General features: G+C 71.9%; 12 protein-coding genes. 6 read left to right on the forward strand and 6 right to left on the reverse strand.

The genetic code is table 11. The annotated features are described in order from the left end of the window. Window positions 1–58: 58 nt before the first annotated feature. Entirely contained in the window at window positions 59–1,687 is a 1,629-nt protein-coding gene (locus tag ACIRP7_RS02625; RefSeq protein WP_403652900.1) for an RDD family protein, read from the reverse strand. A gap of 249 nt (window positions 1,688–1,936) precedes the next feature. On the opposite strand from ACIRP7_RS02625, the gene ACIRP7_RS02630 reads away from it, so the two are divergent. After that, window positions 1,937–2,416, forward strand: coding sequence for an SsgA family sporulation/cell division regulator (locus tag ACIRP7_RS02630; protein WP_403652902.1), 480 nt, complete (start codon window positions 1,937–1,939; stop codon window positions 2,414–2,416). A gap of 83 nt (window positions 2,417–2,499) precedes the next feature. On the opposite strand, the gene ACIRP7_RS02635 is transcribed toward ACIRP7_RS02630, so the two are convergent. Then, entirely contained in the window at window positions 2,500–3,915 is a 1,416-nt protein-coding gene (locus ACIRP7_RS02635; protein WP_403652904.1) for an FAD-binding oxidoreductase, read from the reverse strand. 92 nt (window positions 3,916–4,007) lie between these two features. On the opposite strand from ACIRP7_RS02635, the gene ACIRP7_RS02640 reads away from it, so the two are divergent. Next, window positions 4,008–5,519, forward strand: a complete 1,512-nt coding sequence (locus tag ACIRP7_RS02640; protein ID WP_403652907.1) for a tetratricopeptide repeat protein — start codon at window positions 4,008–4,010, stop codon at window positions 5,517–5,519. Here ACIRP7_RS02640 and nthA read toward each other — a convergent pair. Genes nthA through hppD form a run of 4 tightly spaced genes read right to left on the reverse strand, consistent with a single transcriptional unit; the run spans window position 5,497 to window position 7,829 of the window. Beyond that, window positions 5,497–6,084 (reverse strand): nitrile hydratase subunit alpha, encoded by a 588-nt coding sequence (nthA, locus tag ACIRP7_RS02645; protein WP_403652910.1) that lies wholly within the window; start codon window positions 6,082–6,084, stop codon window positions 5,497–5,499. The two genes, ACIRP7_RS02640 and nthA, sit on opposite strands and share 23 nt — an antisense overlap. Then, complete coding sequence (locus ACIRP7_RS02650; RefSeq protein ID WP_352391163.1) at window positions 6,071–6,370, reverse strand: SH3-like domain-containing protein; 300 nt, start codon at window positions 6,368–6,370, stop codon at window positions 6,071–6,073. Before ACIRP7_RS02650 ends, nthA begins: the two co-directional genes overlap by 14 nt. Continuing rightward, window positions 6,363–6,644, reverse strand: coding sequence for a hypothetical protein (locus ACIRP7_RS02655; protein WP_403652913.1), 282 nt, complete (start codon window positions 6,642–6,644; stop codon window positions 6,363–6,365). The genes ACIRP7_RS02650 and ACIRP7_RS02655 overlap by 8 nt, the downstream gene beginning before the upstream one ends. A gap of 39 nt (window positions 6,645–6,683) precedes the next feature. Next, entirely contained in the window at window positions 6,684–7,829 is a 1,146-nt protein-coding gene (gene hppD, locus ACIRP7_RS02660; RefSeq protein WP_403652916.1) for a 4-hydroxyphenylpyruvate dioxygenase, read from the reverse strand. A 126-nt stretch (window positions 7,830–7,955) separates the two neighbouring features. Between hppD and ACIRP7_RS02665 the strand changes: the two genes are divergently transcribed. The 4 genes from ACIRP7_RS02665 to ACIRP7_RS02680 all read left to right on the forward strand — a co-directional run bounded on the left by ACIRP7_RS02665 (window position 7,956) and on the right by ACIRP7_RS02680 (window position 11,332). After that, the gene (locus tag ACIRP7_RS02665) at window positions 7,956–8,438 is read left to right on the forward strand and encodes an Lrp/AsnC family transcriptional regulator (RefSeq protein WP_031041595.1); all 483 of its coding nucleotides are present in this window, start codon (window positions 7,956–7,958) and stop codon (window positions 8,436–8,438) included. A gap of 101 nt (window positions 8,439–8,539) precedes the next feature. Next, window positions 8,540–9,187: an ABC transporter permease gene (locus ACIRP7_RS02670; protein WP_403652919.1), complete on the forward strand. Its 648-nt coding sequence runs from the start codon at window positions 8,540–8,542 to the stop codon at window positions 9,185–9,187. Continuing rightward, window positions 9,180–10,424 (forward strand): betaine/proline/choline family ABC transporter ATP-binding protein, encoded by a 1,245-nt coding sequence (locus ACIRP7_RS02675; protein WP_403652921.1) that lies wholly within the window; start codon window positions 9,180–9,182, stop codon window positions 10,422–10,424. The genes ACIRP7_RS02670 and ACIRP7_RS02675 overlap by 8 nt, the downstream gene beginning before the upstream one ends. Before the next feature lie 104 nt (window positions 10,425–10,528). After that, on the forward strand, window positions 10,529–11,332 hold the full coding sequence (locus ACIRP7_RS02680) for an ABC transporter permease (protein WP_403653037.1): 804 nt from the start codon (window positions 10,529–10,531) through the stop codon (window positions 11,330–11,332). Window positions 11,333–11,616 lie beyond the last annotated feature (284 nt).

Here is an 11,616-nt window from a genome sequence, read left to right on the forward strand (position 1 = left end):
GCATCCGGCGCGCGGCCGTCCGGAGTACCGAATCCCGTACGTCGTCCGCGGGACCCGCTCAGCCCGCCACGAACGTATGCGCCGCCTTGTCGTGCCAGCACTGGCGCCACGGCCGGTCGAACAGGCACCAGGCGACGCCCACGAGACCGATGCCGAGCAGACCCGGCACGCTGTAGACCAACCAGCGGCGCAGGGCACCGGAGAAGGACGGGGGCTCGTGGCCCTCGATGTCCCGCACCTCCAGGCCGAACAGCTTCTTGCCGAGCGTGCGCCCCCACTTGGCGGTGGGCAGCGCCTCGTACAGGATCCCGGCGACGAGGAGCACGGCGACCACGATGCCGAGATACACCGACGTGGTGCCGTCCAGCAGCCAGACCGTCACGGTCTCGCCGGAGAGCTTGGCCGCGTCGATCTTCTCGTTGATGTGGTCGGCCGCCTTGGCGCCGAGGGGGACGGCGGCCACGGCCGTGACCGCGCCGACGACGAGGGTGTCGAGCAGACGCGCAGCCAGGCGCTTGCCGAGACCCGCGGGTCTGGCCGAGGCCTGGCGGCGGGCAGCCGCCTGGAAGATGTCCTCGACCGGCGGCTTCCAGGGGACGGGCTGCTCCTCGTCGGGCCCGGCGAGCCGGTGCACCTGCTGGGCCCAGGAGGGCTGACCGCCACCGGGGCCGGGGCTCATGGGAGTGGCTGCGGGCTGAACTCCGACGGGTCGGCCTCCGACGGGTTGGCCTCCGACGGCCTGCTGGGGGCCGCCGCCCTGCTGCGGGACGCCCTGCGGCGACGGGGCCGGGGCGGAGGCGGGGCCCTGGGGGCCCGCGCTTCCGGCCGCCGCGGCGCGCTCGGCGGCGGCCTTGCCGGCACCGAAACCCGGGGCCTCGGCGGCGGCGGAGACACCGGCTGTGGAGGGCTGGACGCCGGCGCCCTGGCCGCCCTGTGCGACGGGGCCGGCGTACGCGGGTCCGGGTGTGCTTCCGCTCTGCGCCCCGGGCCCCCCGCCCTGCTGCGCCGTGCGCGGCGAGACCGCGCGGAACTTCATGGTGCCGTCGTCGTCGGACTGCCGGGCAGCCCCAGCGGCGCCCGCCGCCCCCGCTCCCCCGGACCCGGCCGTGGGCCTGCGGAAGACCCGTGTGCCGCCGTCCTCGTCCGGCTCGACGGGCGGGATCGTGGCCGTGCCGTCGGTACGGGCCGCGTGGCCCTCCGGCCGCCCAGGACCGGGCACTCTCGGGTCGGCGCCCCGCGGAGTCTGCGGCGCGCCGTGCTGAGCGCCCTGCGGCCCCTGCTGAGCCCCTTGGTGCGGAATCCCCTGAGCCTGCGCGGCCGCCTGCGGGGACCCCCACGACACCCGGCGGTCCTGCTCGCCGCCGAAGCCCCCCTGGTGGGCCCGGTCGGCGGCCCACGCCGACGCGGGTTCGGGGCGGCTGCCGTGCTGGGTGTCGGGGTGCGGGGGTTCCTCGGCCGGGTCCTCGTCGAAGAAGTGCGGGCCCGTCTCCTCCACCGGGGACGGGCCCGGCTCGGAGCCCGCGCCGGCCGGCGGTGCGAGCGGTTCACCGGCCGCCGGGGCGGGACGGCTGGTGCCCGGCACCCAGGAGGCACCGTTCCAGTAACGGACATATCCAGGAATGGACGGGTCCGGGTAGTAGCCCTCGCGGGGCCTGTCGTCACCGGGTGCCGGGGTTGGGGCGCTCATGTCCGTCGTCCCGTATCTGCTCGGGGGTCAATAGAGGGGGCTCCACATCTATCAGACCGGCGCAAGGCCCACCGCCAGTCCCACCGGACCCACCCCTTTTGAGCACGACCGACACCGGCCGTGACAGCGGGCGTGGTACCGGCGGAAAAAAGTTCGCCGAACCCGCGTAATGATCCCTCCCCCCACCCCTCTCCACTCGTACGGGCCCACCGCGGGACCCGGACGAGAGCCGAGAGAGGAACGAACGACATGCATCACACGGTGGTGGAGCGCGAACTGGAGCTCCAACTCATCCTGTCGCCCGAGCGCAGCATCCCCGTCCCGGCCCGGCTGGGCTACCGCAGCGACGACCCCTTCGCCGTCCACGTCACCTTCCACATCGGCTCGGACCACCCCGTCCACTGGACCTTCGCCCGTGAACTCCTCGTGGAGGGGGTGTTCCGCCCCTGCGGGCACGGGGACGTGCGGGTGTGGCCGACGAAGGTCGCGGGGCGCAGTGTCGTGCTGATGGCGCTGAGCTCCCCCGACGGCGACGCCCTCCTGGAGGCCCCGGCTGCGCAGGTCTCGGCCTGGCTGGAGCGCACGCTCAGAGCGGTCCCGCCGGGCTCCGAGGCGGAGCAGCTCGGCATCGACGACGGCCTCGCCGAGCTGCTGGCCCCGACCCCGGCCGACGACCTCTGGCTGGGCGACCCCTGGCCAGGCGACGCATCGGCGGACGAAGGGGAGTGAGCGACCGCAACCATCAATTGACGAACCACAACGGCGACCAGCCAGGTCCGCGAGAGCGGCGGCGGTTCAGCCGCAAAGAACAGTCAGAAGAGCTTGCCCGGGTTCAGGATCCCCAGCGGGTCGAAGACGCCCTTCACGGCCCGCTGCATCTCCACGCCCACCGAGCCGATCTCGCGCGCCAGCCACTCCTTCTTCAGTACGCCCACCCCGTGCTCCCCGGTGATCGTGCCGCCGAGTTCCAGGCCGAGTGCCATGATCTCGTCGAAGGACTCGCGGGCCCGCCGGGACTCGTCGGGGTCGGCGGCGTCGAAACAGACCGTGGGGTGGGTGTTGCCGTCGCCCGCGTGGGCGACGACACCGATGGTGAGCCGGTGCTTGTCGGCGATCCGCTCGGTCCCCTCGATCAGCTCGCCGAGCCGGGAGCGGGGCACGCACACGTCGTCGATCATCGTGGTGCCCTTGACGGCCTCGAGGGCGGTGAGGGAGAGCCTGCGGGCCTGGAGCAGCAGTTCCGACTCGGCCGCGTCGTCGGCCGGGACGACCTGGGTGGCACCGGCCGCCTCGCACAGCGCGCCGACGGCGGCGAGGTCGGCGGCCGGGTCGCTGGTGTCGAAGGCGGCGAGGAGCAGGGCCTCGGTGGTCTCCGGGAGTCCCATGTGCGCCAGGTCGTTGACGGCCTTGACCGTCGTACGGTCCATCAGTTCGAGGAGGGACGGCACGTGCCCGCCCTCCATGATCCGGCACACCGCGTCGCAGGCGGCGGCCCCGGAGGAGAACTCGGCGGCCAGCACCAGCTGCTCGGGCGGCTTCGGCCGCAGGCCCAGGACTGCCCGGACGACGATACCGAGCGAGCCCTCGGAGCCCACGAACAGGCGGGTCAGGTCGTAGCCGGCGACCCCCTTGGCGGTACGGCGGCCGGTGGACATGAGCCGCCCGTCCGCGAGGACGACGTCCAGTCCGAGGACGTACTCGGCCGTGACCCCGTACTTCACACAGCACAGTCCGCCGGACGCGGTGCCGATGTTGCCGCCGATCGTGCACATCTCCCAGCTGGAGGGGTCCGGCGGGTAGTAGAGGCCGAGTTCGTTGACCGCGCGGGAGAGGGTCGCGTTGACGACTCCGGGTTCGACGACGGCGATGCGGTCGACCGGGTTGATCTCCAGGATCCGGTCCATCTTCGTCAGGGAGAGCACGATGCAGCCGTCGGAGGCGTTGGCCGCGCCCGACAGGCCCGTGCGGGCGCCCTGGGGGACGACCGGGACGCGCAGTTCGGTGGCGATGCGCATGACGTGCTGGACCTGTTCGGCCGTACGCGGCAGGACGACCACCGCGGGGGTGCCGGCCGGGCAGAAGCTCGCCATGTCGTTGGCGTAGGAGACCGTGACGTCCGGGTCGGTGAGAACGGCGTCGGCGGGCAGACCGGTGAGCAGGCGGCCCACCAGGTTGCCGGTGACCGCTGTGTCTTCATCGCGACGGGCTTCGATACGGCTCATGATCACAGCGTCGCACCGGGGGCCATCGGTGTGAACCCCACCAGCGGCAACCGCCGCATGCCGGGGTGTGCTCGTCGTACTGGCGCACAGTGAGCGCCATGGAGAACCAAGCCACCAAGGACCGGCCGGAGGAGCGGCGGCGGGTTCGCCCGGAGGAGCGGCGGGCCCGGCTGCACGGGCGTCTGGTGATCGCCGCGGTCGCCGGCTGCGCGGTGCTCGGTACGGTGCTGGCGCTGCTGCCCGCGGAGCGGACGGCGACCCGCGCTCCCGCGCCCGCGCCCGGGGCCCAGGCGCTGACGGCGGTCGCCGCCGGGGTGCCGGCCGCGCTGCCCGATCTGGCGGCCCTGATCGGTGAACGGGAGAGCCATCTGCGCCGGCATCCCGAGGACGCCGAGTCGTGGGCGGTGCTCGGGACGGCGTATGCCGAGCAGGGGCGGCGGACGGCCGACACGACGTTCTACGCCAAGGCCGACGTCAGCCTGCAGACGTCCCTGAAGGTACGGGCGAACGCGGCGGCCCTCGGTGGTCTGGCCGCCCTCGCCAACGCGCGCCGGGACTTCCGGACCGCCCGGACCTGGGGCGAGGCGGCGCGGAAGCTGGAGCCGAAGCGGTGGACGACGTATCCGGCGCTGATCGACGCGTACACGGGACTCGGCGACTACAAGGCGGCGCGTGCGGCGCTGGAGCGGCTGACGGAGCTGCGGTCGGGGCCGGCGGTGATGGCCCGGGCGGCGGCCGTGTACCGGGACCGGGGCTGGCGCGAGGACGCGGCGGCCCAGCTCTCCGACGCGGCGGCCGGGGCGCGGGCGCCGGCCGAGCGGGCCGCGTATCTGGAGCGGGCCGGGCAGCTCGCCTGGGAGCGCGGTGACCGCGAGGACGCGCTGCGGCACTTCCAGGAGGCCGTCCGGATCGACCCGGACCAGCGGGCCGCGCAGGCCGGGCAGGGGCGGGTCCTCGCGGCGCTGGGCCGCACGACGGAGGCCCTGAACGCCTACCGGATGGCCCTCGCGAAGCAGCCGCTTCCGCAGTACGCCCTGGAGCTGGGCGAGTTGTACGAATGGCTTGGGCTCGGGCAGGCGGCCCGGGTGCAGTACGACCTGCTGCGGGCGGTGGTGGAACGCGCCGCGGCGGACGGGGCCGACGAGGAGCTGGTGCTCGGGCAGTTCGAGGCGGACCACGGTGACCCGGCGTCCGCGGTACGGCGCCTGCGGGCCGAGTGGCTGCGGCAGCCGGGGATCGCGGTGGCCGACGCGCTGGGGTGGGCGCTGCACCGGGCGGGCCAGGCCAAGGAGGCCCTGCGGTACGCCCGGATCGCGACGGACAAGGTGCACGGCGGCGGGGTGCGCAGCGCGCTGTACGCCTATCACCTGGGCATGATCGAGCGGGAGACGGGACAGTACGCCCCGGCGCGCCGGCATCTGAGAGAGGCGCTCCAGATCAACCCCTGGTTCTCGCCCTCGCGGGTGCGGGCGGCGCGGGAGGCGTTGGCGGCGCTGGGGGAGGTGCCGGACGAGGGGGTGCCGGATGCGGATGTGCGGGCGGTGGACGCGAAGGGGGTGGACGCCAAGGCGGTGGACGCGAAGGCGGTCACACCGCGGCCGTACCGATGAGGGCGTTCCTCGTCACCAGCGCCGCCAGCTCCTGCTCGCCGAGTCCTTCCGTGCCCTCGGGCCTGCGGGGCAGGACCAGGTAGCGGGTCTCCGCGCTGGAGTCCCACACCGTGATCTGAGTCGAGTCGGGCAGGGTCAGGCCGAACTCCCGCAGTACCTCCCGCGGTTCACGGACCACGCGGGAGCGGTAGGCCTCGGACTTGTACCAGCTGGGAGACGGGCCCAGGAGCCGGAGCGGGTAGCAGGAGCAGAGGGTGCAGACGACGACGTTGTGGAGCGACTCGGTGTTCTCCACGACCCGCAGGCGCTGGAACGAGCCCTCCAGGTAGCCGAGTTCCCGCACGGCGGCCGTGCCGTCCGCGAGGAGCCGGGCCCGGTAGGCGTCGTCGGTCCAGGCGCGGGCCACGACCCGTGCCCCGTTCGCCGGCGAGGACTCGGCGAGGAACGCGTCGATCGCCTCGTCAAGGCGTTCGCCGGTGATCAGCCCCTTCTCCTCCAGGAGGGTCTCCAGGCGCCGTACCCGCCGGGCGATCGTCGCGTCGGTGTGGTGGTCACCGCTCGTCATCGCGGTCCTCCTCCAGGTAGCTCTCCCACAGGTCCAGTACGACGTGGTGGTCGCCCTCGCCCCAGAGGTCGCGGGCCTCGAAGCGGACCGCGTAGATCTGCTCGACGGGCGCGTCCCCCCGCCCCTGCGCGCTGACGTCGGCCAGTTCCTCGGGGCCCTCCGGCTCGACGACCACGCCCCGCTTGCCGCGCGCGTACCGGGGCAGGCGGGTGTGGTGCGGCGGGTCGTGGCGGTAGGTGCGGACCCGGGTGCCGGGCGGGAAGCGGTCGGGGGGCGCCTCAGTCATCGAGCTCACCCGGCTCGATCACGCCCTTGCGTTCGAGCAGGACGCGGATCGCGGTGAACCAGCGCTCGTAGTACGAGGCCGCCAGGTACTCCGCCGGCGGCATCGACTCGATCGCGTCCCGGAACTCGTTCGTGTTGAACACCCCTTGCGCGCGCAGGGTGTTGTAGAGCCCGACGACCCGGGCCTCCCAGTCGGCGTGGAAGGGCTCGGCGTCGTCGGTGGTGTCGATCGCGCCGAACCCCTGCGTGCCGCCCACGTCGTTGATCCTGGCCATGGGGCCAGCCTACGAGCGTTACGCGGAAAGGGGGGCTTGCTAGAGGTTGCCCCGCTTCTCCTGCTCCCGCTCGATGGCCTCGAACAGGGCCTTGAAGTTGCCCTTGCCGAAGCCCATGGAACCGTGCCGCTCGATGATCTCGAAGAACACGGTCGGCTTGTCCTGGACCGGCTTGGTGAAGATCTGCAGCAGATAGCCGTCCTCGTCGCGGTCGGCGAGGATCTTCAGCTCGCGGAGCGTGTCGACCGGCACCCGGGTGTCGCCGACCCACTCGCCGAGGGTGTCGTAGTAGGAGTCGGGGGTGTCGAGGAACTGGACTCCGGCCGCCCGCATGGTCCGTACGGTCTGCACGATGTCGTTGGTGTTCAGCGCGATGTGCTGGACGCCGGCGCCGCCGTAGAACTCCAGGTACTCGTCGATCTGGGACTTCTTCTTGGCGATGGCGGGCTCGTTGATCGGGAACTTCACCTTGAGCGTGCCGTCGGCCACCACCTTCGACATCAGCGCGCTGTACTCGGTGGCGATGTCGTCGCCCACGAACTCCTTCATGTTCGTGAAGCCCATGACCTTGTTGTAGAAGCCGACCCACTCGTTCATCCGGCCGAGCTCGACGTTGCCGACGCAGTGGTCGACGGCCTGGAAGGTGCGGTGGGCGGGCGGCTCGACGATCGGGGCGGCCGCGGCGAAGCCGGGCAGGTACGGGCCGTCGTAGCCGGTGCGCTCGACCAGGGTGTGGCGGGTCTCGCCGTAGGTGGCGATCGCGGCGAGGACGACCGTGCCGTGCTCGTCCTTCAGCTCGTACGGCTCGGCCACCGAGCGGGCGCCGTGTTCGAGGGCGTAGTCGTAGGCGCGGCGGGCGTCCGGGACCTCGATGGCGAGGTCGATCACGCCGTCGCCGTGCTCGGCCACATGTTGGGCGAGGAAGTGGCCCCAGGGAGTGGCGGGCTTGATGACCGAGGTGAACACGAACCGGGCGGAGCCGTTCTCCAGCACATAGCTCGCGGTCTCGCGGCTGCCGTTCTCCGGTCCGGAGTAGGCCACGAGTCGCATGCCGAAGGCGGTCGAGTAGTAGTGCGCCGCCTGCTTGGCGTTGCCGACGGCGAAGACGACCGCGTCCATTCCCTTGACCGGGAAGGGATCGGCCTGCCGGGCGGTGTCGGGAGTGTGGTGTGTGGTCTGCGTCATGTGCGAAGCCTGGCTCCGCACCGCAAGGTGCGCAATAGTTCACGCATTCACTGGGCAATGTGTTCAGCAGTAGGGCCGCATCGGCGGCCTTTCTGTACAGGATGACCATGTCTCCGGGAGGCTGCTGTGGGGATCGACGCACTGGACGGGCGGATCATCGTGCTCCTCGCGCGCGAGCCGCGGATCGGGGTCCTCGAGATGTCCCGGCGGCTGGGGGTGGCGCGGGGGACCGTGCAGGCGCGCCTGGACCGGCTTCAGTCGAACGGAGTCATCCGGGGGTTCGGTCCGCAGGTCGATCCGGCGGCGCTCGGCTACCCGGTGACCGCCTTCGCCACGCTCCAGATCCGGCAGGGGCAAGGGGCCGACGTACGGGCGCACTTGGCGACCGTGCCGGAGGTCCTCGAGCTGCACACCACCACCGGCAGCGGGGACATGCTGTGCCGCCTCGTGGCCCGCTCCAACGCCGATCTCCAACGTGTGATCGACCGGGTTGTCGGTTTCGATGGGATCGTCCGGGCCGCCACCGCGATCGTCATGGAGAACCCCGTTCCGCTGCGGATCATCCCGCTGGTGGAGCAGGCGGCGGAGGATCCGGCCCTTCGGGAGTGACCGAACCACTGGGGTGAACGGGTGACAGCAATTCCCGGGGGACACCCCCGGACCCCCAGCCGCAGCTGTCTCATCCGGCACCAGCGAGCGAGGTGACGTGCGTGACCTTCTGGGAGTACCTCGGCAACCGGCACCAGCAACTGCTCGCGGACGCCTACCAACACGCGAGCGCGGTCTTCCAGTGCATGGTCGTGGCGACCGTGATCGGGGTGCTGATCGGGGTCGTGACCTACCGCAGTGAGTGGGCGGGCAACCTCGCCACGACGGCCACCTCGACGATCCTGACCGTCCCGTCGCTCGCCATGATCGGCCTGCTCGTCCCGCTCGTGGGGCTGGGTGTGCCACCCACGGTGATCGCCCTGACCCTGTACGGGCTGCTGCCCATCGTCCGCAACGCGATCGTGGGCCTGCGCGGGGTCGATCCGTCCCTGGTGGACGCGGCCAAGGGCATCGGGATGTCCCGGGTGACGCGCCTGGCGCGGGTCGAGCTGCCGCTCGCCTGGCCGCCGATCCTGACCGGGATCCGGGTCTCGACGCAGATGCTGATGGGCATCGCCGCGATCGCCGCGTACGCCTCCGGGCCCGGCCTCGGCAAGGAGATCTTCCGCGGCATCGCCTCGCTGGGCAGCGAGAACGCGCTGAACCAGGTGCTCGCGGGCACGCTCGGGATCATCGTCCTCGCCCTGCTGTTCGACGCCGTGTACGTCCTGATCGGACGGCTGACGATTCCGAGGGGGATCCGTGTCTGAGTCTTCCGGCACCTCGGGTGCGTCCATCGAGCTGGAGAACCTGACCAAGAGGTACCCCGGCAGCCCGCAGCCCGCCGTCGACAACGTCACGCTGGACATCAAGGCGGGCGAGACCGTCGTCTTCGTGGGGCCGTCCGGATGCGGTAAGTCGACGACGCTGAAGATGATCAACAGGTTGATCGAGCCGACCGGTGGACGCATCCGGATGAACGGTGAGGACGTGACCGACATCGACCCGGTCAAGCTGCGCCGCAAGGTGGGCTACGCCGTCCAGTCGGCCGGGCTCTTCCCGCACATGACGGTCGCGCAGAACATCGCGCTCGTGCCGAGGATGATCGGCTGGGGGAAGAGCCGGATCAAGGACCGGGTGGAGGAACTGCTCGACCTCGTCGGGCTGGACCCCGGCGAGTTCCACGGCCGCTATCCGCACCAGCTCTCCGGCGGCCAGCAGCAGCGGGTGGGCGTGGCGAGGGCGCTCGCCGCCGATCCGCCGGTCCTGCTGATGGACGAGCCGTTCGGCGCGGTCGACCCGATCACCCGTGACCATCTCCAGGACGAGCTGCTCCGGCTCCAGCGCGAGCTGCGCAAGACGATCGTCTTCGTCACCCATGACTTCGACGAGGCGATCAAGCTGGGTGACCGGATCGTCGTGCTGCGCGAATGCTCCCACATCGCCCAGTTCGACACCCCCGAGGCGATCCTGGCCAACCCGGCCGACGACTTCGTGTCCGGGTTCGTCGGCGCCGGGGCGGCGCTGAAGCGGCTGAACCTCACCCGGGTGCGGGATGTGGTGATCACGGACTATCCGACGGTGAGCGTCGACGACCCCCTCCAGGAGATCTTCAACAGGCTCCGGGGCAGCGGGACGAACGAGATCCTGCTGCTCGACAGGCGCGGACGGCCCTACAAGTGGCTCAGGCGCGGCGACATGATGCGGGCGAAGGGGTCGCTGGCCCGGGCCGGGACGCCGGTGAGCGACACGGTGACCGGGGACGCGACCTTGCGGGACGCGTTGGGGGCCGTGCTGACCGACAGCGCGGGACGGGTCGCGGTGACCGGGCGGCACGGTGAGTACACGGGGGTCGTCGACATGGAGACGCTCATGAACTGCGTGCACGAGCTGTTGGAAGCCGACCGTTTCGAGGCCGCGGAGCACCGGCACGAGCGGGAGGAGATCCGGGCCGCGCAGCCGCACGCCGAGCGGGCGGGTGCCGGCGAAGGGGTGCGGAAAGCGTGACGGCTTCTGAGACTACGGAGCTGGAGGAGGCTCTGGGGCGGGAGGAGACGCCGGAGCTGGAGGAGACTCCGGAGTGGGAGGAGACTGCTGAGCAGGCGGAGACTCTGGAGTCTGCGGCGACTCCGGGTGCGACTGAGACGGCGGCTCTTCCACCGGCTACCCCGCCCCGGCCTCACGTGACCTGGCAGAAGCTGACCTTCCTGCCCGCGTTCCTCATCGCCGTCCTGCTCGCGACCTGGCTGTGGTTCGAGCAGGCCGACCTGGACCCGCTCTCGGCGAACGCGCTGTCGAACGGGCAGGTGTCCGAGGCCCTGTGGCAGCACGTGAAGCTGACGGTGATCTCGACGTTCTTCGTGCTGCTCATCGCGATCCCGCTGGGGATCGTGCTGACCCGCGGGGCCTTCCGGAAGGCGAGTCCGGTGGTGATGGCAGTCACCAGCACAGGCCGGGCGACCCCGGTGATCGGCCTGTTGGCCCTGCTGGTGATCTGGCTGGGCACGGGCACGAAGGCCGTCCTGATCGGCATGATCGCCTACGCCGTCCTGCCGGTCCTGTCGAACACGATCGCGGGCCTGAGGGGCAACGACCCGACCCTGCTGGAGGTGGCACGGGGCATCGGCATGACCCCGCTGGGAGTCCTGACCCGCGTCGAACTCCCGCTGGCCGTCCCCCTGATCCTCGCGGGCGTCCGCACGGCCCTGGTCCTCACCGTCGGTACGGCGACCCTGGCGACCTTCGGCGGAGGCGGCGGACTCGGCGTCCTGATCACGACCGGCATCACCGACCAGCGCATGCCGGTCCTGATGCTGGGCTCGATCCTCACGGTGACGCTCGCCCTACTGCTCGACTGGCTGGCCTCACTGGCGGAACTGCTGGTGCGGCCACGGGGGTTGGGGGTGGGGACGTGAGGGGGAGATGCCTGGGGGCGGCTGGGGGCATCGGGGTGCCCCTGCCGGTAGTACCGGCGAGTGCACCGGCCGGCCTCGCCGGGCGGACCGCTGCCACGGGGCGTGGAGGCGGGGATGCGAGGCGGGGGTGCCTGCGGGCGGCCAGGGCACCGTCCCGCACCTGCCGGTAGTACAGGCGAGCGCGCCAGCCGGCCTCGCCGGGCGGACCGCTGCCACGGGGCGTGGAGGCGGGGATGCGAGGCGGGGGTGCCTGCGGGCGGCCAGGGCACCGTCCCGCACCTGCC

It is taken from the genome of Streptomyces sp. NPDC102270 (genome assembly GCF_044766405.1).
GTDB lineage: Bacteria > Actinomycetota > Actinomycetes > Streptomycetales > Streptomycetaceae > Streptomyces.

What these genes read in the sequence shown, in the direction of transcription:
- ACIRP7_RS02630 (WP_403652902.1), top strand. Translation starts at nt 1,937, where the DNA reads ATGCATCACACGGTGGTGGAGCGCGAACTGGAGCTCCAACTCATCCTG.
- ACIRP7_RS02650 (WP_352391163.1), bottom strand. Translation starts at nt 6,370, where the DNA reads ATGACTGAGGCGCCCCCCGACCGCTTCCCGCCCGGCACCCGGGTCCGC.
- ACIRP7_RS02625 (WP_403652900.1), bottom strand. Translation starts at nt 1,687, where the DNA reads ATGAGCGCCCCAACCCCGGCACCCGGTGACGACAGGCCCCGCGAGGGC.
- ACIRP7_RS02655 (WP_403652913.1), bottom strand. Translation starts at nt 6,644, where the DNA reads ATGGCCAGGATCAACGACGTGGGCGGCACGCAGGGGTTCGGCGCGATC.
- hppD (WP_403652916.1), bottom strand. Translation starts at nt 7,829, where the DNA reads ATGACGCAGACCACACACCACACTCCCGACACCGCCCGGCAGGCCGAT.
- nthA (WP_403652910.1), bottom strand. Translation starts at nt 6,084, where the DNA reads ATGACGAGCGGTGACCACCACACCGACGCGACGATCGCCCGGCGGGTA.
- ACIRP7_RS02640 (WP_403652907.1), top strand. Translation starts at nt 4,008, where the DNA reads ATGGAGAACCAAGCCACCAAGGACCGGCCGGAGGAGCGGCGGCGGGTT.